At 63.1% G+C, this 20,605-nt stretch carries 21 protein-coding genes and 1 pseudogene; 9 read left to right on the forward strand and 13 right to left on the reverse strand.

Translation table 11 applies throughout. The annotated features are described in order from the left end of the window. Nucleotides 1-49: 49 nt before the first annotated feature. The 5 genes and pseudogenes from ACWTU9_RS06685 to ACWTU9_RS06705 form a co-directional block, all read left to right on the forward strand. Nucleotides 50-1,111, forward strand: a complete 1,062-nt coding sequence (locus ACWTU9_RS06685) for a carbohydrate ABC transporter permease (RefSeq protein ID WP_111548867.1) — start codon at nt 50-52, stop codon at nt 1,109-1,111. Between the two features lie 3 nt (nt 1,112-1,114). Beyond that, nucleotides 1,115-2,053, forward strand: coding sequence for a carbohydrate ABC transporter permease (locus ACWTU9_RS06690; protein WP_023728572.1), 939 nt, complete (start codon nt 1,115-1,117; stop codon nt 2,051-2,053). A gap of 1 nt (nt 2,054) precedes the next feature. Continuing rightward, entirely contained in the window at nt 2,055-3,143 is a 1,089-nt protein-coding gene (locus ACWTU9_RS06695) for an ABC transporter ATP-binding protein (protein WP_455857617.1), read from the forward strand. After that, entirely contained in the window at nt 3,140-3,580 is a 441-nt protein-coding gene (locus ACWTU9_RS06700; RefSeq protein WP_455857618.1) for a hypothetical protein, read from the forward strand. The genes ACWTU9_RS06695 and ACWTU9_RS06700 overlap by 4 nt, the downstream gene beginning before the upstream one ends. A 53-nt stretch (nt 3,581-3,633) precedes the next feature. Next, nucleotides 3,634-3,990, forward strand: a pseudogene (locus ACWTU9_RS06705) (ATP-binding cassette domain-containing protein); the annotation flags it as partial. 28 nt (nt 3,991-4,018) lie between these two features. Here the strand turns inward: ACWTU9_RS06705 and ACWTU9_RS06710 are convergent. Next, complete coding sequence (locus ACWTU9_RS06710; protein ID WP_455857619.1) at nt 4,019-4,366, reverse strand: GFA family protein; 348 nt, start codon at nt 4,364-4,366, stop codon at nt 4,019-4,021. A gap of 156 nt (nt 4,367-4,522) precedes the next feature. On the opposite strand from ACWTU9_RS06710, the gene ACWTU9_RS06715 reads away from it, so the two are divergent. Further along, a complete protein-coding gene (locus ACWTU9_RS06715; RefSeq protein WP_455857620.1) occupies nt 4,523-5,818 on the forward strand; it encodes an amidase in 1,296 nt (431 codons plus the stop codon). Nucleotides 5,819-5,831: 13 nt separating this feature from the next. On the opposite strand, the gene ACWTU9_RS06720 is transcribed toward ACWTU9_RS06715, so the two are convergent. The 5 genes from ACWTU9_RS06720 to ACWTU9_RS06740 all read right to left on the reverse strand — a co-directional run bounded on the left by ACWTU9_RS06720 (nt 5,832) and on the right by ACWTU9_RS06740 (nt 10,166). Next, nucleotides 5,832-6,221: a hypothetical protein gene (locus ACWTU9_RS06720; RefSeq protein WP_455857621.1), complete on the reverse strand. Its 390-nt coding sequence runs from the start codon at nt 6,219-6,221 to the stop codon at nt 5,832-5,834. A gap of 51 nt (nt 6,222-6,272) precedes the next feature. Next, the gene (locus ACWTU9_RS06725; protein WP_455857622.1) at nt 6,273-7,250 is read right to left on the reverse strand and encodes an NAD(P)-dependent oxidoreductase; all 978 of its coding nucleotides are present in this window, start codon (nt 7,248-7,250) and stop codon (nt 6,273-6,275) included. Between the two features lie 83 nt (nt 7,251-7,333). Further along, a complete protein-coding gene (locus ACWTU9_RS06730; RefSeq protein ID WP_455857623.1) occupies nt 7,334-8,050 on the reverse strand; it encodes a FadR/GntR family transcriptional regulator in 717 nt (238 codons plus the stop codon). Between the two features lie 2 nt (nt 8,051-8,052). Then, nucleotides 8,053-9,222 (reverse strand): mandelate racemase/muconate lactonizing enzyme family protein, encoded by a 1,170-nt coding sequence (locus ACWTU9_RS06735; RefSeq protein WP_455857624.1) that lies wholly within the window; start codon nt 9,220-9,222, stop codon nt 8,053-8,055. 56 nt (nt 9,223-9,278) lie between these two features. Beyond that, nucleotides 9,279-10,166 (reverse strand): sugar phosphate isomerase/epimerase family protein, encoded by an 888-nt coding sequence (locus tag ACWTU9_RS06740; protein WP_455857625.1) that lies wholly within the window; start codon nt 10,164-10,166, stop codon nt 9,279-9,281. Nucleotides 10,167-10,566: 400 nt separating this feature from the next. Here ACWTU9_RS06740 and ACWTU9_RS06745 point away from each other — a divergent pair, with 400 nt between their 5' ends. The 3 genes from ACWTU9_RS06745 (at nt 10,567) to ACWTU9_RS06755 (ending at nt 13,892) form a co-directional block, all read left to right on the forward strand. Next, nucleotides 10,567-11,622, forward strand: coding sequence for a sugar phosphate isomerase/epimerase family protein (locus tag ACWTU9_RS06745; RefSeq protein WP_455857626.1), 1,056 nt, complete (start codon nt 10,567-10,569; stop codon nt 11,620-11,622). Between the two features lie 131 nt (nt 11,623-11,753). Beyond that, entirely contained in the window at nt 11,754-12,941 is a 1,188-nt protein-coding gene (locus ACWTU9_RS06750; RefSeq protein WP_455857627.1) for a Gfo/Idh/MocA family protein, read from the forward strand. Nucleotides 12,942-13,040: 99 nt separating this feature from the next. Beyond that, nucleotides 13,041-13,892: a sugar phosphate isomerase/epimerase family protein gene (locus ACWTU9_RS06755; protein ID WP_455857628.1), complete on the forward strand. Its 852-nt coding sequence runs from the start codon at nt 13,041-13,043 to the stop codon at nt 13,890-13,892. Nucleotides 13,893-14,113: 221 nt separating this feature from the next. On the opposite strand, the gene phnE (ACWTU9_RS06760) is transcribed toward ACWTU9_RS06755, so the two are convergent. The 7 genes from phnE (ACWTU9_RS06760) to phnL form a co-directional block, all read right to left on the reverse strand. Beyond that, nucleotides 14,114-15,481 (reverse strand): phosphonate ABC transporter, permease protein PhnE, encoded by a 1,368-nt coding sequence (phnE, locus tag ACWTU9_RS06760; RefSeq protein WP_455857629.1) that lies wholly within the window; start codon nt 15,479-15,481, stop codon nt 14,114-14,116. After that, nucleotides 15,482-16,438: a phosphonate ABC transporter, permease protein PhnE gene (phnE, locus tag ACWTU9_RS06765; RefSeq protein WP_455857630.1), complete on the reverse strand. Its 957-nt coding sequence runs from the start codon at nt 16,436-16,438 to the stop codon at nt 15,482-15,484. A 58-nt stretch (nt 16,439-16,496) separates the two neighbouring features. Beyond that, nucleotides 16,497-17,405 carry a phosphonate ABC transporter substrate-binding protein gene (gene phnD / locus ACWTU9_RS06770; RefSeq protein ID WP_455857631.1) on the reverse strand — a complete coding sequence of 303 codons (909 nt, stop codon included), beginning with the start codon at nt 17,403-17,405 and terminating at the stop codon, nt 16,497-16,499. Between the two features lie 90 nt (nt 17,406-17,495). Continuing rightward, nucleotides 17,496-18,344, reverse strand: coding sequence for a phosphonate ABC transporter ATP-binding protein (phnC, locus tag ACWTU9_RS06775; protein WP_455857632.1), 849 nt, complete (start codon nt 18,342-18,344; stop codon nt 17,496-17,498). Nucleotides 18,345-18,484: 140 nt separating this feature from the next. Further along, nucleotides 18,485-19,195: a DUF1868 domain-containing protein gene (locus ACWTU9_RS06780; RefSeq protein ID WP_455857633.1), complete on the reverse strand. Its 711-nt coding sequence runs from the start codon at nt 19,193-19,195 to the stop codon at nt 18,485-18,487. A gap of 88 nt (nt 19,196-19,283) precedes the next feature. After that, complete coding sequence (locus ACWTU9_RS06785) at nt 19,284-19,901, reverse strand: DapH/DapD/GlmU-related protein (RefSeq protein ID WP_455857634.1); 618 nt, start codon at nt 19,899-19,901, stop codon at nt 19,284-19,286. After that, on the reverse strand, nt 19,898-20,605 hold the full coding sequence (phnL, locus tag ACWTU9_RS06790; RefSeq protein WP_455857635.1) for a phosphonate C-P lyase system protein PhnL: 708 nt from the start codon (nt 20,603-20,605) through the stop codon (nt 19,898-19,900). The genes ACWTU9_RS06785 and phnL overlap by 4 nt, the downstream gene beginning before the upstream one ends.

The following is a 20,605-nucleotide window of genomic DNA, read 5'->3' on the forward strand; positions in this document are numbered from 1 at the left end:
AGCCGCTCCCCGTCATTGCCACTTCAGGCGCTCCATATTTCGGACTCCCATGACCGCTGTTTCAAGCACGCTGCTGACACCACGCCTTACCGCGGTTGTTGCCCACAACTGGAAACTCGCCATCGCTGTCGCTGTCGTCGTGTCGGCCATATCAATGGCGGGCTTGCCTGCGGCTGTCTCCTTCTGGGTGGTGGGCGCCGCGGCGGCGTTGGTCGCGGCCGCATTTACCGTCAACGCATATCGCCGCCACTACTTCGGCGCCTTGCTGGTCGCTCCGGCAATCGCCGTTCTGTTTGTGATGAATATCTTCCCCCTGCTGTGGTCGCTGGGCCTTTCGTTCTTCGCCTACCAGGCAAACCAGCAGACGATCCGCTTCGTCGGACTCGGGAACTACGTCCGTATCCTTACCAACGATCTCGCTGCTCACGCGACTTGGGGCGCGCTGATCAATACCGCCATGTTCGTCGTGTTCACCGTCTCCGCGCAGATGATCGTCGGCTTTCTGCTGGCCATCCTGTTCGCCAAGCAGTTTCCGCTGCGCAAGTATTTGTTGATCCTGGTGCTGACACCGATGATGCTTTCGGTTGTCGCCTCTGGCGTGTTCTTCACCTACTACTATGACCCGACATTCGGGATTCTCAGCTACGTCATCAATTCCATCTCCGGCAACCAGTTCATCCTGATGAGCAACAAAGTCGGTGCCGTGGCGGGAATCGTTTTCGCCGACGCATGGATGTGGTCGCCCTTCGTCATGCTCCTTGTGCTGGCGGGCCTCGTCTCGGTGCCGAAATACCTTTACGAGGCCGCTGCCATCGACCGTATTTCCAGCTGGCGGCAATTCTGGATGATCACCTTCCCCTACATCCGCGGCCTTCTGATGTTGGCCCTTCTCTTCCGCACCATCGAGGCATTCAAGCTGGCGGATCTCGTCATCCTCCTCACCAAGGGCGGCAACGACACACTGACGATCTCCTATCACTTGATCCGCATCGCCAACGAGCAGAACAAGACGAGTGAGGGCGCCGCGATCTCCTATCTGATGCTGTTCATGGTGATCGTTCTCACCAACCTCTACCTGTACCTCGCAAACCGCCGTACGCAGGGAGCCTAACCCGTGACCGAATCGATATTGGGAAAGCTCGGCTTCCGCAGGGCCAGCGGAGTAGACGAGGCCGGCTGGGGGCGGACGCTCGCCGTGGCCGTCGTCGCCTTTATCTATTTTCTGCCGGTGCTGTTCATCATATTCACCGCCTTCAAACCGCAGGGCGACGCGCTCCTGGTGCCTCCGACGCTGTCGCCCACGTCGCTGTTCGGCTTGATTCCGGACCATTTTGTGTTCAAGCCCACGCTCGAAAATTTTGGGTCCGTCTTTTCCCGCTCGATGACGTCGGGCGGTGCCCCGGAAGCGACAGGATTCGACCGTTATTTCTTCAACTCGATCTTCATCGCCTCGGCGTCGGTGCTGCTGGCGCTGGTCATCGGCACCCTGGCGGCTTTCGGCTTCTCGCGCTATCCGCTGAAAGGCAATGACACCTACCTGTTCATCATCCTGACCACGCGCATGCTGCCGGCGATTGTGGTGATCATTCCGGTGATCCTGATGTTCCGCGTAGTGGGCCTGTCGGGCTCGTATCTCGGCATCATCATGCTCTACACCGCCTTCAACCTGGCCTTCACCATCTGGATGATGAAGAGCTTCTTCGATGAATTGTCGCCAGACGTCGAGGATGCCGCCCGCCTCGACGGATCGTCCGGAATGCGGGTGTTCTTCAAGATTTGCCTGCCCCAGGTCATTGCCGGGCTCGCCGCCACGTTCGTGTTCGGCCTGATCCTCACCTGGAACGAGTTCCTCTTCGCCCTGTTGCTCTCGGGGCCCGACACGAGGACGGTCCCGGTCGCCATGAACCAGGCCGTGTCGTCGGGTGGACGCGGCACCGACTGGACTTTGCTTGCCGCCATCGAAACCCTGTTCCTCGTCCCAGTCTTTCTGGTCACCTTCTTCTTGCAAAACCATCTGTTGCGCGGCGTTACCTTCGGCACGGTGAAGCGCTGAGATGTCAACCATCGAACTCCGCAAAGTCACCAAGCGCTTCGGCTCCTTCACCGCGGTCAAGGACGTTGACCTGTCGGTGGCCGCCGGTGAGGTCGTCTGCCTTCTCGGCCCGTCCGGCTGTGGCAAGACGACGACCTTGCGCGTCATTGCCGGGCTGGAAAGCGTCACTGACGGCGAGGTCGTCGTCGCCGGCAAGGTGATGAACAACCTGCCGCCCGAAAAGCGCGACATCGCCATGGTGTTCCAGTTCTACGCGCTCTACCCGTCAGCATCGATCGCCGAGAACATCGCCTTCCCGCTCTATCATGACGGCATTTCCCGGGCTGAGCGGACTGCCCGCGTCAACCGCGTCGCCGCGATCCTCCACTTGGAGCACGTTCTCGACCGGCTGCCGAACCAAATATCCGAGGGCGAAAAGCAACGCGCCGCCATGGCCCGCGCCATCGTCCGCGACCCCAATTGCTTCCTCTTCGACGAGCCCTTGTCGCGTCTCGATGTCGAACTGCGCCAGACCATGCGCGGCCAGATCAAGGAAGTGCTGCAGGGCCTCTCCAAAGCGACCGTGATCGTGACGCATGACCAGCTCGAAGCGCTCACCATGGCCAACCGCATCGCCATCATGAAGGACGGCCTGATCGAGCAAGTCGGCTCACCGCACGAGGTATTTGCCAAGCCCGCCAATGCTTTCGTGGCGAGCTTCATCGGCACGCCGCAGATGAATCTTCTCGAGGCCGACCTCAAGACCTTCGCCGATGCCACGGCGGACATGACCGTGGCCGGCATTAGTCTGGCGATCCGCACGGACGCGGCGGTCGCGCGCCTGCAGCCCGGCAAGGTGACGATCGGTGTCCGCCCCCGCGCCTTCACCGTGACCGATACGGGGGACCGTGGCACCATTTCTGCCCGGGCCGAGCTCATCGAGCCCATGGGCGCCGAAACCCTTATTCATGCCCGCACGGCGGCAGGCGCCGACATCCGCGTCGTGGTGACGAGAAGCCAGCGGGTCAAAGTCGGCGAGGTGCTGAATCTACGCCCCGATCCCAGGCAAACCCATGTCTTCGATGGCGTCGGAAAGGCGGTGCGGTCATGAGCGACCGTTCTTCCGGCATGAGCCGCGCCGGCGCGTTCCGCCTCGAGGTCTTCATCATTGGCCTCGGCGTCATGGCGCTGGTGCTGATCTTCCAACCCTTTTCCATCGGCCTGTACGCGGTCGGCAGCGGTCTCGTGGTGCTTGCCGGACTCATCAACAACCTGCTGCCGTTGGCCCAGCCGGGCGTCAAGGTGCGCAGTGTGGTGACCGTAGCGCTGGTCGTGGCGCTGGTCTTCTGCATTGCGCTGCTGGTTTCGATCACGGCGGCGCATCTCTACGGCGTCTTCTTCCTCAATCCACCGGACCCCAACACTCTCGCCGGCAAGGCGCAGCTCGCCACGCCGCCTTTCTACAAGCAGGCTTTCGTGTGGGAAATCGCCGCCGCGGCGGTGATTCTCGCGCTGGTCGTCACCGCTCTCAACAAGACAGCGCGATGATCAGCAGCTGACGCTATCCGGCAGGTCGCGCTCGCGCCGGTCCGCGCCGGTCGGTGTGCGTCGCCCTCTCAACTCTCACGCCGTCATCCTCCGGCTTGACCGGAGGACCCGATGCCGAGATCAAGGACCGCGTTGCCCGAGCCGCCAAGACACTGCGGATCGAGCATCTGCTTGACCGCAAGACCGACCGTCTGTCAGGTGGCGAGATGCAGCGTGTCTCGATCGGTCGCGCCATCGTGCGCAAGCCGCGCGTGTTCCTGATGGACGAGCCGCTGTCCGCGCTCGACGCCAAATTGCGTGAGGCACTTCGCACGGAACTGAAGAACCTGCAGATACAGCTTGGCGCCACCTTTCTGTTCGTCACCCACGACCAGATCGAGGCGATGTCGATGGGCGACAAGGTCGGCGTGTGGCGTTTGTTGCGGTGACGTACAAGCGTCAGGCCGAGCGGCCGTCGAAGCCGAAGACCTCGATGGCGGTTAGATCGATGCCGTCGAGACAGTTGATGTTGATGTAGGCCGTCCGCTCGGCGCCCTGTGTGACATCTTCCGCAAACGGATGGATGCCGCAGGTTCGGCAGAAACGATGCGCCATCGAAGCCTTGCCGAAGGTGTAGCGGCCGAGGTCGTCGCCCCAGGCGACAAGCTTGAAGCTCGCATGTGGCACGGCCCACAACAGCGCGCCCTTGCGCCGGCAGATCGAGCAGTTGCAGCGCACCGCCATACTGAGCTCGCCCTCGACCTCGAACGCCACCTTTCCGCAGTGGCAACCGCCTTTGTATAGCATCAACATCTTCCTGTGGTTGGCAGGTGCAAAGGCACGCTTGCCGGGTTATCCCTTCCGCTGCCCTCGAGGCCGCGCAGTCCCTCAGGGGAAAACCGCTACGCGCTTCTCCTCGAACTGCTTTAAAGATGCTCTACCTTGGCGGAGTCCGACATCGATATGCAATCAATCCGCGATCGCCTTGAAATCATCCTGTCACGTCTTGCCAATCGTGCGGCAGACGAGAGGGTGTACACCAAGGTCTATGCCGAAGCAGCGCGCGCCGCCGCCGATGCCAGCGATGCGCGCAAACGGGCCGGCGTGTCGCATGGGCCGCTCGACGGCACTATCGTATCGATCAAGGACCTGTTCGATGTCGCCGGCGAGCCGACCACCGCCGGGTCGCTGATGCTGAGAAGCGCCACGCCTGCGGTAGTCGACGCGGCCATCGTCAACCGTCTGCGGCAGGCCGGCGCTGTCATTATCGGCAAGACCAACATGACCGAATTCGCCTTCACCGCCATCGGCGACAACCAGCATTTTGGCACGCCCGGAAACGCATCTGATGCCAGCCTGATCCCCGGCGGCTCGTCCTCGGGCGCTGGCGTCGCCGTTGGCGAGGGCACGTGCGACATCGCCATCGGCTCTGACACCGGCGGCTCGGTGCGCATTCCGGCATCGCTCAACGGCGTGGTCGGTTTCAAGCCGACGGCGCGGCGCGTGCCGCTGGCCGGCGCCTTCCCGCTGTCGATGACGCTCGATTCGATCGGCCCGCTGGCCCGCAGTGTTGCCGAATGCGCCATCGCCGATGCAGTCATGGCGGGAGAGGAACCGGTTGCCGTTCAGCCGGTCTCGCTTGCCGGTCTGCGCGTCGGCGTTCCGCGGGGCGTACTGTTCCGCGAAACACAGGCCGAGGTCGATAGCGCCTTCGAGGCGTGCATCGGCAGGATCGAACAGGCCGGCGCGCGCGTCGCCGATCTGTCGGTAGACGATCTCATCGCCGGGATGCGCGCGGCAACGAAGCGCGGCACCATCGCATCGATAGAAGGCGCGGAGGTGCATGCGGAATGGCTGGCCACCGGCGCGTCCGTGCCGGTCGATCCGCATGTGGCCGGGCCATTGTCGCGCGCGCTGGCGGTGCCTGCTTCTGTCTACATCAGGACGATCCGTCGTCGCGGCGAACTTGTCGCTGCCATGGCGCATCGTCTGGAGGCGATCGATGTGCTCGCCTTGCCGACTGTGCCGATGGTTGCGCCATCCATCGCCGCCATGGCCGGCAACGAGGCGCTGCGCGACAAGACGGAAGGGCTGCTGTTGCGCAACACCCAGGTCGCCAACCAATTCGACCTCTGCGCCATCTCGCTGCCCATGCCCGGCATGACGCCGCCGGCCGGACTGATGCTGGTCGCCAAGCATGGCCATGACCATCATCTGCTGCGCATTGCGGCTGAAGTCGAAGGACTGCTTGGCCGCTGACCGGCGTCAGGTCTCAGCGCGACGAACAGTGCTTGCGTTCGCTGTCCTTGGCGGTGCGCAAGATACCGGTCGCTACCAATGTCGGCAGGCTGTACTGCTTGCCGCCGAAGCTGTGCTGCCGGTTTTCGATCGTACCCGTGACAACGAGCTTGCCGGCATAGAGCTTGTCGGAGAGCTCGAGCGCCTTGTCCTGCTGCGGCAGGCCGTCAGTGTCGACCCACACGCCCTTGACGACCTTGCCAGTGGCAAGGTCGAGCGCGCTGGTGGACGGGCAGGGCGCCATCACGCAACGCAGGCCATTGTCGCAGGGCACGTAGCTGTCTTGCCCATCGGCCCGAGCCTCAGCCAATGCTGCGCAGACGCCGACAATCAGAACAAGAATTCTTGCGACGTTTCTGACCATGCAGCGAAGGTCGTTGTCAAATCCGGGAAAATTGAGGCGGCTTGGGAAACCTCAGTCGGCGGGAAACCGCCTGCGGTAGTGCTCGACCACATCGGGGTTGCGCAGATTGACCGGCAGCCGGTTGGCCAGCACCAGCAAGGTCTCGCCGGCGGCACCGACACCCATGCGCATCATCGATTGCTCGGTAATCCCGGCCATATGAGGGGTGACGATGACATTGTCGAAATCGAAATAGGGGTGATTTGCCGGCAGCGGCTGCGTGGCAAAGACATCGAGCGCGGCGCCGCCGATGCGGTCCTTGCGCAAGGCCTCGATCAGCGCGTCGTCATCGATCACCGGCCCGCGCGAAATGTTGATCAAAAGCGCGTCGGGCTTCATGCTGGCAATGCGTTCGCGGTTGATCAGGCCGCGCGTCTCCGGTGTCAGCGGGCAGGAGAGAACGATGATATCGCTCTGTTCGACCAGCGCGTCGATCGACAGGAAGCCGATCCGGTCAGGCGCCGGCTGCATGCTGCGCGTCGTCGCCACCACGTTGAGACCGAAGCCGTGTGCGGCGATGTGGGCGACCGCCTGACCGATAGCGCCGAAACCGATGATGCCGATCGTCTTGCCGGCAAGCTCGCTGGCATGGCTGGCGTGGTCGCGGCCGGCATTCCAGCCCCTGGCGCGCAGGTCGTGGTCGACCGAGCGGAAGCGGCGAAGCAACGCGAGGGCTGCAAACATCACATATTCGGCAACCGAGCGCGCATTGACCGCCGGCACGTTGGCCACCAGCACACCGGCCGCGGCCGCGGCCTCCATCGGCACCATATCGAGGCCGGCGCCGTGGCGCACTGCTGCCCGAAGTTTGGTCGCGTTTTCGAACAGCGCCGGCGGCAGTGGCGCTCGCACAATGATGACGTCCGCGTTCTTCGCCTCGCTGGTCAGCGTGGCGGCATCGAGCGCCGAGGCGACGACCAGTTCGCCGGCACCCGCCAGCATGGCGGAAGCACGCGGATGCAGCGTGTGCGTCGTCAGGATTTTGGGCATCGGGTTCCTGTTCCTTTAAGGCGCAGTTCCCAAGGGAAAGCACTACATTCCCAAGGAAACCGTTTCACACTTTTCCGGAATGCTCAGACCTTTTCAAGCGTGGCGCTTGTCTGCTCCACACCGCGGCCCTCGATGATCCCCTTCCAGTAGCTTTCCGCGCCTTGCAGATGGGCGCTCATCAGCGCCTGGGCGAGGTTGCCGTCGCGGCGCAGCAGCGCCTCGTAGATCTGGATGTGCTCGGCATGCGAGCGCACTGAGCGCTCGGGATCGTTGAAGTAGATCGGCAGCCGCTGCTCGCCCATCAGATAATAGACGCTGCAGATGTTGTGGAAGACGCCGTTCCTGGTCGCCCGCACGATTTCGAGGTGGAATTCGCGGTCCTCCTTGGCGAGCCCTTCGCCGGCGGCGATGCGCTCCTCCGACGCTTTCAGGATCTCACGCAGGCGCTCGAAATTCTCCTCAGTGGCCCGCGAACAGGCAAGTTCGGCGGCCTTGATCTCGTGGATCTTGCGCAGCTCCACGGTCTCGTAGATTTGCACGGGATCGAGCGGCAGCCCGGCGCGTGCGAACAGCGCCAGTGCCTCGACACTGGCCTGCCGGGTGTCGACATAGATGCCGGATTTGGCCCGACGTTCGACGATGCGCATGGCTTCGAGAATGGCCAGCGCCTCGCGGATCTGGCCGCGGCTGACGCTGAAATGCTCGGCCAGTTCGCGCTCCGAGGGCGTGCGGCCGGTCTCGTTGTCCGAATGGGAGAACAGATAGGCGGCGAGTTCGGCGAGAAGGTTCTTTTCTTTCATCGTCAACCGCGTAGCGCGTGCGCCTCCAGGAACCGCTCCGAAATGGTGAATCCCAGACCCGGCTTTTCAGGGATCGCTATCATACCGTCCTTTGCTTCGACAGTCTCTTCGATAAGATCGTGGATCATCGGGTTGGCGCCGAGCGAATATTCGACGGTGAAGCTGGCCGGCGAAGCGGCACACACATGCAGGCCGGCGAAGAAGCACGGCGCGCCGGCCCACAGATGCGGTGCAAAGCGAAGGTTGAAGGCGCTGGCGATGGTGCCGATCTTCATGGCTTCGCTGATGCCGCCGCAGAAAGCCGGATCGGGCTGGAAGATATCGGCGGATTTGAGCACGGCGAGATCGCGGAAGGCGTAGCGCGTCGCTTCGCTTTCGCCGGTGGCGATCGGGATCGAGCCCGAGGCCCGCACCTCGGCCATACCGGCCTTGTCGTCGGCGATGACCGGCTCCTCGAACCAGGCGAGATCGAGATCGCCGGCCAGGCTGATGAAGCGCTTGGCTTCGGCCACCGTATAGGTGCCGTGCGCGTCGACCATCAACTCGACATCGGGGCCGAGCGCCTGTCGTGCGGCACGGACGCGGGCGGCGGAAATGTGCGGGGCGCCGTCCATGGCGCCGACGCGCATCTTCAGCGCCTTGAAGCCGCCCTTGGCGATGTAGGACTTCAACTGCTCGCCGATGGCATCGGCGGCGGCCCAGCCGCCGGAGGCGTAGGCCTGCATGCGGTCGAGCTTGCGGCCGCCGATCAGCCGCCACACAGGCTGCCCCAGCGACTTGCCCAAAATATCCCAGAGCGCGATGTCGACGGCACTGATCGCCGCTACGTTCATGCCGCGCCGTGCCAGTTGCGGCATGGCGTGGCCGGCATGGGCGGCGGTCTCGTGGCGCACGCCGTTGTAGAGCATCTCCCAGATGATGCCGATATCGGCCGGGTCGCGGCCGATCAGCTGCGGCCCGACCTCGTGGTTCAGCAAATGGACCAGCGCACCATAGCTGCCGGCGCTGCCGGCGGCGTTCTTGCCTTCGCCCCAGCCGACCAGCCCGTCATCGGTCTCGATGCGCAGGATGGCGGCGTCGAACGTCGTCACCTGACCGAAGTCGCTGCGATGCTGCTTCGCGGCTTCGATCGGTATGCGGACCCACCAGGCCTGGACATTTCTGATGCGCATGGTCATCCCCGGCCCCGCCGCCGATAGGCGGAAGGGCGCATTCCAAATCGGATCGGCTACTTGATCAGCGGCAGCAGCGTTTCGGCGGTGATGCGCATCTGGTCGGTGTAGAATTTCTCCGTCAGCACGCTGGAGCCGTGATCCTGGATGAACTTCAGCTGTTCGGGCGAGATGTCGACCGGGTGGCGCTCGACCATGTCGGGATAGGGTGCGGCCGGGGTGCGGTCGACGGGCGCGACGAACTCGTTGGTCAGCGCGCCGTCATAGCCGACTTCCCTCAGCGTCTGCACGATCCGTGGCCAGTCGATCTGGCCGAGTCCCGCGGCAAAGCGGTTGTTGTCGGCGACGTGGAAATCGAACAGGCGCTTGCCGACCTGGCGGATGGCGTCATGGACGTTAAATTCTTCCATGTGGATGTGGTAGGCGTCGAGGCAGACGCCGCATTCGGGGCTCACCGCATCGGCCAGAGCCAGCGCCTGCGCGCCGCGGTTGAACAGATAGGTCTCGAAGCGGTTGAGGGGCTCGACCGCGATCTTGACGCCGGCCTTCCTGGCGTGGGTGAAGCACTCGCGAGTGGCGTCGACCACCCACTTCCACTCCTCTTCCTCGGTACCGTCCGGCACCACCTTGCCGACGGTCGCCGGCACCAACGTGATGATCTCGCCGTCAAGTTCGCTGACCATGGTCAGCACATCCTTCACATACTGTACCGAGCGTTCGCGCTGGCCCTGGTCCTTGGCAGCAAGGTTGCGTTCGCCCAGCATCAGCGTCACCGAACCCCAGCAGCGTATGCCGTGTTCCTTCAGCAGCGCGCGGGTCTCCTTGGTCTTGTACTGCTGGGGCTCGCCGGAAATCTCGATCGACTCATAGCCGAATTTCTTGATGCGCTTCAGCGTCACCTCCAACGGTTCCGCGCGCATCCAGTTGTGCGTCGAAAGATGCATGGTCTATCCTTCCCAGAATTCGTCTGTGCCAGTTCGCCTGCGATGCGCCTCACCGAAGCGCGTCTCATGATTCCTCCCCAAGGCGCTCCAGCATTTTTACGCAAACTGGTTCGACCAATTGGGCCTGAATGGAGGTCTACAGCAATTTTCTTCGCGCGGCAAGAACTGCCGACGTGCGAGCGCGGTACCCATTTACTGTATTGATTATGCTAGCATATATTCCCGATTTCGGGGTGCGTCGGCTGCTGCGCTCGCGAGTCAAATGGCTTGACCCATTTTCGGTATTTGGTAATACCAGAATGGCAATACGAGAATGCACATCACAAAAGACCAAAGAGGCTGGCCCTGCTTTCGTCAGGCGCTATGCTTGGTCCCTGGAAAATGAATTGGGAGGATGCCGATGCCGTCGACAATGAGGGGTCCGGGGCTGTTTCTGGCGCAGTTCGCAGGCGATGCCGCGCCGTTCAATTCGCTGGCCTCGATCACCAAATGGGCGGCCGGCCTCGGCTACAAGGGCGTGCAGATCCCGACCTGGGACGCACGCCTGTTCGATCTTGAGAAGGCGGCGTCTTCCAAGACCTATTGCGACGAGGTCAAGGGAATTTGCGCCGACGCCGGTGTAGAGATCACAGAACTGTCGACGCATCTGCAGGGGCAATTGGTGGCGGTGCATCCCGCCTATGACGCGCAGATGGATGGCTTCGCGCCGCCTTCGGTGCACAACAATCCGAAGGCACGGCAGAAATGGGCGGTCGAACAGATGAAGTTCGGCGCCAAGGCATCGCGCAATCTCGGGCTCAATGCTTCGGTGTCGTTCACCGGCTCGCTGGCTTTTCCTTACCTCTATCCCTTCCCGCAGCGGCCGGCCGGGTTGATCGAGGAAGCCTTCGGCGAACTCGGCAAACGCTGGAAGCCGATCCTCGACGTCTATGAGGACAATGGCGTCGATGTTGGCTACGAAATCCATCCCTCGGAGGATGTGTTCGACGGCGCGACCTTCGAGATGTTCCTCGAGGCGGTCGGCGGCCACAAGCGCTGCAACATCAACTACGACCCGTCACATTTCCTGCTGCAGCAGCTGGACTATCTCGAATTCATCGACATCTACCACGAGCGGATCAAGGCGTTCCATGTCAAGGACGCCGAGTTCAACCCGACAGGGCGGCAAGGCGTCTATTCCGGCTACCAGAGCTGGACCAACCGCGCCGGGCGGTTCCGCTCGCTCGGCGACGGGCAGGTCGATTTCGGCGGCATCTTCTCCAAGCTCACCCAGTACGATTACGATTCCTGGGCGGTGCTGGAGTGGGAATGCTGCCTCAAGCATCCCGAGGACGGCGCGGCCGAAGGCGCGCCTTTCATCCAGCACCACATCATCCGGGTGACGGAGAGGGCCTTCGATGATTTCGCCAGTGGCACGACGGACAAGAAGCTGCTGCGCGCGATGATGGGAATCTAGCGCGATTTCCCTCCCCCTCGAGGGGAGGGTGGCCCGACGTGCCGGTGGGGTCGGTTCATGCCGAGCTGCACGTCCGGCGACCCCACCCGATGACCTCCCCTCGAGGGGAGGCAAACAACGAGGAGAGAAAAATGGTCGGCGCATCGAAGTCGGAAGCAGGAGGCGGCCCGATCCGCTATGGCATGGTCGGTGGCGGCCAGGGCGCCTTCATCGGCGCGGTGCACCGGATCGCGGCGCGCATGGACAATGACTTCGTCCTAGTAGCCGGCGCGCTGTCGGCCAATCCCGAGCGCGCCAAGGCTTCCGCCGCCGAGCTTGGGCTCGATCCCTCACGCAGCTATGCCTCCTATGCCGAGATGGCCAAGGCCGAGGCCAAGCGTTCGGACGGCATCGAGGCGGTGGCGATCGTGACGCCTAACAATGTGCACGTGCCGGCGGCGAAAGCCTTCCTCGAGGCAGGCATCCACGTCATCTGCGATAAGCCGCTGGCCACGACACTGGTCGAGGCCAAGAAGCTTGCGGCGATCGTCGAGAAGACCGGCAAGGTGTTCGTGCTGACGCACAATTACACCGCCTATCCGATGATCCGACAGGCGCGCGAGATGGTGGCCAAGGGGCAGCTTGGCGACATCCGCATCGTGCAGTCGGAGTACCCGCAGGACTGGCTGACCGAAGACCTTGCCGCCACTGGCCAGAAGCAGGCGGCGTGGCGCTCCGATCCGAAACAGGCGGGCGCGGGCGGCGCGCTCGGCGATATCGGCACGCATGCCTACAATCTGGCGCGCTTCGTCTCGGGACTGGAACTCGATTCCCTGTCGGCCGATCTCGATGCCTTCGTGCCGGGGCGACAGCTCGACGACAATGTCAACGTGATGCTGCGCTTCAAGCCGGTCGGCAAGACGCATCCGGCCAAGGGCATGATCTGGGCGAGCCAGGTGGCGCCCGGCCATGAGAACGGGCTGAAGCTGCGCATCTATGGCTCGAAGGGCGGGCTGGAATGGGTGCAGGCCGATCCGAACTATCTCTGGTACACGCCGTTCGGCCAGCCCAAGCAGCTACTCACGCGCAACGGCGCCGGCGCGCTGCCGGTCGCCGGACGCGTCAGCCGGGTACCGTCGGGACATCCGGAAGGCTATCTCGAAGGCTTCGCCAACATCTACCAGGAAGCCGCGCGGGCGATCCGTGCGGCCCGCAAGAAGGGTGGCAAGCCGGGCAAGGACGTTGTGTTTCCGACCATCGAGGACGGCGTCGAAGGCATGGCGTTCATCGAGGCCTGCGTGAAGTCGTCGAAGAAGAATGGGGCGTGGACGAAACTTTAAGCGCGCCGCCGGTCAACGAGGGCGAGGCGACCGGATGAGGGGGCATGGCGCGAACTGGCGGGAACAGCCAGTGCGCCGTCACATGGGGAGGGAGTGTCGATGAAAATCGGCATGTGCATGTTCTTGTGGACGACCAGCGTCTCGAAGAAGCACGAAGCGCTGCTCAGGGATATCAAGGCGACGGGCTTCGACGGCGTCGAGATCCCGGTCTTTGCCGGTCTGCCTGACCACTACAAAAGGCTCGGCGACCTTCTCGACCGCATCGGGCTGGAGCGCACGGCTGTCACAGCAATGGGCGATCCGGCGATGAATTTGATCTCGCCCGACGCCGCGACCCGCAGGTCCGGCATTGACTACATGAAATGGGCGATCGACTGCAGCGTGGCGCTCGGTGCCGACAGGCTAAGCGGGCCCCTGCATTCGACGCTTGGCGCCTTTTCCGGCAGCGGGCCGACGGCGGCCGAGGAGAAGCGCTCGGTCGCCTCCCAACGCGCGATTGGTGATCATGCCGGCAAGCGGGGGGTTACCATCGGGTTGGAGGCGCTCAACCGCTTCGAATGTTATTTGCTCAACACGATGGCCGACCTCTCCGAGCACGTCGACGCCATCGACCGGCCGCACATCAAGGCGATGTACGACACTTTCCACGCCAATATCGAGGAGGCCGACCCGATCGGGGCCTATACCAAGCACCGCCGGAATGTCGTGCACATCCATATTTCGGAGAACGATCGCGGCGTGCCGGGGCGCGGCAACATTCGGTGGAAAGAGACGTTTTCGGCGATCCGCAAGAGCGGCTACGATGATTGGCTGACCATTGAAGCGTTCGGGCGTTCGCTAAAGGATCTGGCGGCGGCGACCAAGGTGTGGCGGGATTTTGCCGAGAGCCCGGAAGCGGTTTATCGGGAGGGGTATAGGCATATCCGGGATGGGTGGAAGAAGGCGGCGTAGCGTTGTTTTCGCCGCGTTCCGCCACACCCCCCTCTGTCCTGCCGGACATCTCCCCCGCAAGGGGGGAGATCAGATGTCTTCGCGTCTTTCGCTAATGACCAAGGTCGAAAGGGGACGTGCCGTTGTCGGAACTGCCAATCTCGCTCCTTGCGGGGGAGATGGCCGGTAGGCCAGAGGGGGTGCTGTCCCGCCGACCTTTCGTACGAGGGCAGCAGTCCCAACTACCCCTGCTCAGCCTGGATCCTGTTATAATCATGGATCGTCCGGCTGAGTCTCCGCCGTAGGAAATTCGAGATGTTGTCGAAGATGAACACCACAAGCAGCGTCAAAAGCACCATGTAGAAGACGTTGGCCCAGTTGGAGTTGGTGCGCATCGCTTCCCAGAGTTTCAGGCCGATGCCGCCGGCGCCGACGGCGCCGATGATGGTGGCACCTCTTGTGTTGGATTCCCACTGATAGAGCGTCTGGCTGATGAAGACCGGGATCACTTCGGGCATGACGCCGTAGCGTTGTACCAGCAAGCCGTTGGCGCCGGTCGACTTGATGCCTTCGCGCGGCTTGTCGTCGATGTTCTCCAGGCTTTCCGAATAGGTTTTGCCGAGCGTGCCGATTTCGGTGAAGAAGATCGCGGCGCTGCCGGCCAACGGTCCGGGGCCGAAGGCGCGGGTGAAGAACAGCGCCCAGATCAGCATGTCGACCGAGCGCATGAAGTCGAAGAAACGCTTGAGCACCTGGCTGAGCAACCCGCTCGGCGTGATGTTGCGGGCGGCGAAGAAGGCGAGCGGGAAGGCGACGACGCCGCCGAGCAGCGTGCCGAGAAACGCCATGACGATGGTCTGCAAGAGCTTCGTCCAGACGTCGCCATGCTGCCACTGCGCATTGTTCCAGATATTGTCACCCGCCAGGGCAAGGTTCGAGGTGCCCGGCTTGAGTTCGGGTCCCGACACAATCAGCGAGATCACTTCGCCGGCCGATTTGCCGAAGAAGGGCGAGCGCGTGTCGAAGACGAAATTCGCCCAGCCAAGGAAGCGCTTGCGGACTTTCACGCGATCGACGGTGACGCGTACTTCGCCGACAAAGCCCATCTTGGCGACGATCTCGTCGTCATGCGCGGTGATCCAGTCCGGCACCGGGCCTGATATCACCGGCTTGCCGCTGGTCAGTGCGATGGGCACCGTCTCGCCATTGGCGACGATCGTCGCCTTGGTCTTGTCGAAGGTGACGGATTTGCCGGGGCCGTCGATCAGGACGGTGAAAGTGCCGTCGGCATTCTTGACGACCCAGTCGGGATTGGGATTGTCGCCGAGTGCTGAAAAGCGCGGATATCTCGGCGTGATCTCGGGCTGGTCGAGGCGGAATTCCGGCTGCAGGTCGTAGCTGATCCACTGCGACAGGAAGAGCGGCAAGCGCTCCCAATGTGAGTCCCGCATCACTTGCGGCAGGTTGAAGAACCACAAGGCGTAGCCGAGGTAGAGCACGATCCCGGCGAACAGGAGCAGCGGCCCAAAGCGCTTGTACGCCGGCCGCCGGAACACGTGGGGATAGCGTTCCTCGATCGACTGGACCTGATCGGCTGTCAAGGCGGTCATCTAGGCGCTCATCAAAAAAGCCTGCTCGCCGACAAGCTTGCGGCGCAGCCAGGCGGAGAACTGGTCGACGATGAAGATCGTCGTGAACAGAAGCAGCACCAGCGCCAACGTCTTGGCGCCGAAGCCGCGCGAGATCGAGAGCTTCAATTCCTCGCCGATGCCGCCGCCGCCGACGGCGCCGATGATGGTCGACGCGCGCACGTTGATCTCGACGCGCAGCAGTGTGTAGGACATGAAATTGGGCAGTACCTGTGGCAGGTCGGCGAAGCGCACCCGCTCGAACCAGTTGCCGCCGACCGCCCTCAAACCTTCCTCGGCACGCATGTCGATGTTCTCGTTGATCTCGTAGAACAGTTTGCCCAGCGCGCCGATCGAGTGCAGGCCGATGGCGATGATGGCGGCGATCGGACCGGTCGAAACGATGGCCGCGAACAGGCCGGCAATGACGATCTCGGGAAAGGCGCGCAGCAATTCCATGAATCGCTTGACGACAAGCCTCAGCACCGGGTGCGGCGTCAGATTGCGCGCGGCGATGAAGGAGAACGGCACGGCGAAGATGAAGCCGATGAAGGTCGAGACCAGCGCCACGTTCACCGTGGTGAGCATGAGCTCGAAATATTCAGGGATGTAGAACCCGCCCCAGATATAGACACGGCCGAGCGGGAAATTGAATTCCTGGGTGCCGGTGTCATGCGGCGAGGCGACGTCGAACAGCGCCCGCCAGACGTCGTTCCAGTCCTTGGGGATCAGCCAGCTCAGGAAATCGAGGATATGCGGTAGCCGGTCGAAAAAGTGGCCGGCATTGGCCTCGTCGGCAAACCACATCGACCCGAACACCGCGGCCAGCAGCAGGCCGACGCCGAGCGCCGTGTAAAGACGCCGCAACGACGTCTGGCGCTGCCAGGAGGAGGCAAGCTGCAGGTTCGTGTCAGAGCGGATTGTGGCTGAGATGGTCATGATCGTGGACATGCAAAAAGGGCGGCGCTTGGCAACGCCGCCCTTTTCGATTTTGCCGTCAGCCGCCGATGGCAGCTTTGCGGGCTTCGACGATGACGCTGTAGAAGTCCGGCTTGACCGGAACGTAGCCGGTGAAGTCGCCGCCTTCGACGCCCTCGAAGCAGGCCTTGTCCTTCTTCGGCAGGTCGGTGAAGAAAGCGGTGAGCTTGGCGGTCATGTCGTCGCCGAGCGCGGTGCGCACGACCAGCGGGCCGTTCGGGATCAGGCCCGAGCGCCAGACTTCGACGAAGTCGTTGGGGTCGACGGCGCCCTTGGCGACTTCCTTGTGGAAGGTGCCGGAGGTGTAGCCATTCTTGAAGTCGCCGATGCCCGAGGAATCGTCCACCGCCACGTCGACCTTGCCGTCGCGGACGGCGAGAATGTTGTTCTCATGGCCGCCATTGAACTGGGTCGAAGCGAAGAAGGCCTCGTTCGAGGCGCCGGTGTCCTTCGGGATCTGGGTCAGCGGGATCAGATAGCCCGAGGTCGAATCCGGATCGGCGTAGCCGAGCTTCTTGCCCTTGGCCGACTTGATGTCGGTGATGCCGGAAGATTTGAGCGCCAGGCCGACCGAATAATAGCCGGTGGCACCGTCGGTCTGCTGGGTGGTGAGGATCGGGGTGACCGCCTTCGGGTCCTTGATATAAACGCTGGCGTAGCCGGAAGCGCCGAGCTCGGCGAAATCGAGCGTGCCGCCGAGCAGGCCCTGGATGACGCCGTCATAGTCGGCGGCCGGGAACAGCGACACTTTTTCAAAGCCGAATTCGGTCTTCAAATGGTCGGCCAGGCACTGGTAGTTGCGCAGCCGGTCGGTTTCGTTTTCGCCGCCAAGGATGCCGACGCGGAATTCCTTCATGTCGGCGGCATGAGCGGCACTGGTTGCCATGGCGAGCACCGAAACGGCGCTGAGAACCATCTTCCTGAACATTTGATATCTCTCCTGTAAGTTCCGGCCCCGCGCCGGCAGCGTTCTTGATCTTGACAGATGCCCTTGACGCGGGCTGGCGATCCCAGCCGCTCAGTAGCCCGGGAATGCGGGTTCGAGCGGGCTGGCGGATGCTTCGATCTTTTGCTTGTAGGCGATGCTGGTCGAGGTGATCGCCTCGGAGATTTCGGCGCCATTGCTGTCGGCGCCGTAGACCTGGCGCACCGCCTCGCGGTTGAGTTCCTCCGGCGGGCCGTCGAAGACGACCTTGCCGGCGGCCATGCCGATGATGCGGTTGCAATAGGTGCGGGCGGTGTCCAGCGTGTGCAGATTGGTGACGACGGTGATGCCTTCGCGCAGATTGATGTCCTGCAAAGAGTCCATCACGACCTTGGCGTTGAGCGGGTCGAGCGAAGCGATCGGCTCGTCGGCGAGCAGCACCTTGGGCTGCTGCATCATGGCGCGGGCAATGGCGACGCGCTGCTGCTGGCCGCCGGACAGCGTGCCGGCCGGCTGCAATGCGGTGCGGGCAATGTCGAGGCGTTCAAGCGCTGCGATCGCCTCGGCGCATTCGGCGCGGGTGAACATGCCGAGCAGGTTGGAGAAGGTCGAGCGATGGTTGAGCCGGCCGAGCAGAACATTGGTCAGCACATCGAGGCGCGGCACAAGATTGAACTGCTGGAAGATCATGGCGCAGTCGCGCTGCCAGCGCCGAAGCGGCGAGCCGCGCAGCCGGGAAACGTCGGCGCCGTCAAAAAAAATCGACCCCTGGCTGGGGTCGATGAGACGGTTGATCATGCGAAGAAGGGTGGACTTGCCGGCGCCGGAACGGCCGATGATGCCGACCATCTGGCCCTGCGGGATCGACAGGTCGATAGCGCTGACGGCGGTGTTCTTGCCAAATCGGCGGGAGACGCCGCGGATTTCGAGGGTTGCTGACATGGCGTAGCTTCCAGTCCAGTCGCAGTTTGAAGGTCTGTTAACCCTCGCTAGCGCAGCCGCATGAACCTGCGGTGTCGGATTGATGTCAGTTTTGTTACCACCCACAGGCCCGTCGGCGACGGGTGACTGGTGCGCAATGGTCAGCCCAGCACCAGCAGCTCCTCGAAATGCTTCATGTCCCTGAAGCTGCAGAATGCCGGGGCCTTGAGTTCGATCACCGGGGCCTGCCGGGAGAACCGAGCGAGACAGTCTGCGAACAGATCCTGCCATGCGGCCGCCCTGTCGTCGGCAAGACGGCGGATCTGGTAGGCAAAGGTGATGTGGAAGGCATAGCTGTCGTGATCGGGATGGCGATAGCCGAACGGCACCGACAGCGCGTCGCGCCATGCGCTCATGGCGCGCACGTCGTCATCGGTCGCACCGGCTACGGTGAGACCTGTCGGCACGACCTCGATCACTTTTATGTTGAACGGGGCGAGGCCCTCGAAGCCCTTCAGGCGTTCCAGATAGAGGCTGGTCATGTCGTCGATGCTGGTGTCGAGCGGCACATCCTGCGGCCAGTAGGGCAGCCGGCGGCGGTATTCGATGATGCCCTGGAACAGGGTCATGTGAAGGCTGGATATGGGCGTGAAGGCGAGGCGATCGGCGTCGGGCATGGCAAGCATGCGCTCGCGCACCTCGATGACCACCGCTTCGGACGGTGAGCCGTTCACGAGATGGCTGACGACCGTGTTGCCGGGTTCGGGCAGGAAATTGCCTGACGTGTCGTAGCGGGTGCCGAGATGCACCGGTGGTTTGGGGTTGGTTCCTTCGAAATAGCCGGCGAGCGAGGGTCTGATAGTTTGGGGCATTGCGATCTCCAAAGGGAACACCGCCTCCTGTCCGACTCCTGTGTCAGAGATGTGAATCGGGCTGGTCTTATGACGACAATGTGATGGGCTACGCGCCGTACTTGTCCAGGAAGGCTTCCGCCTCGAGCTCGCGGAAATCGTCAAGCGCGGCGCGCAGTCTTGCGTGGTCCCAATCCCACCAGGCAAGCGTCTGATAGCGTTCCGCGGTTCGGCGGTCGAAGCGCTCGCGGATCGGTTTTGCAGGCACGCCACCGACGATGGTGTAGGGCGCGACATCCTTCGACACGACCGCGCCGGCGCCGACCGCGGCGCCATCGCCGACGGTGACGCCGGGCAGGATGGTCGAGCCGTGGCCGAGCCAGGTGTCGTGGCCGATGGTGACGCGCTTGGCGCGGCGCTGGGCGAAGAATTCGCTCTCGTGCTCGGCGTCGTCCCAATAGTCGGAGGCGCGGTAGGTGAAGTGATGCAGCGTCGGCCGCCATGTCGGGTGGTTGGTGGCGTTGATGCGCACGGCGGCTGCGATGTTGGAGAACTTGCCGATGGTTGCGCACCAGACGGCGCAATCCTGCATCATGTAGGAATAGTCGCCGAGAATGCTCTCCGAGACCCGGCTGCGGTCGGCGATCTCGGTCCAGCGGCCGAGCGTCGAATTCTCGACCTCCGCCGTCGGATGGATCAGCGGCGTTTCCGACAGTTTTCTCGTCATGCCGCGATTTTTCCCGGAGCGAAAGCGGTGACGTCGATGATGCGGTCGGCAACCGCCTCGCGCACATCGTGGTCATGGAAGATGCCGAGCAGGGCGACATCAGCCGCCTTCTTGGTGGCGATGAGTTCGATCACCACGTCGCGGTTGGTGGCATCGAGCGATGCGGTCGGCTCGTCGAGCAGCAGGATCGGGTGCTCGGTGATGAAGCCGCGCGCGATGTTGACGCGCTGCTGCTCGCCGCCGGAGAAGGTCGCCGGCGGCAGCGCCCAGAGTTTTTCCGGCAGGTTGAGCTGCGCCAGCAAGGCGCGTGCCTTGGCTCTGGCTGCCTCGCGCTCCGCTCCGCGCTCGACCAATGGTTCGGCGACGACATCGAGGGCCGAAACGCGCGGCACGGTGCGCAGGAACTGGCTGACATAGCCGATCGTTTGCCGGCGCACGGCAAGCACCGTGCGCGGACTGGCGTTGGCGAGATCGATCAGTCCGTCCTCGTGCTGGACGATGATCTGGCCCTCGTCGACGGCATAATTGCCGTAGAGCATCTTGAGGATCGAGCTCTTGCCGGCGCCGGACGGGCCGCCGAGCACGGTGCATTCGCCCGCCTTGATCGAGAAGGAGACACCGGCGACGACAGGCAACTTAATGCCGTCGCGCAGATGCATGGTGAAGCTCTTGGCGACGTCGGAAACAACGAGGGGCGTCGGCAT

The organism is Mesorhizobium sp. 128a, assembly GCF_053848025.1.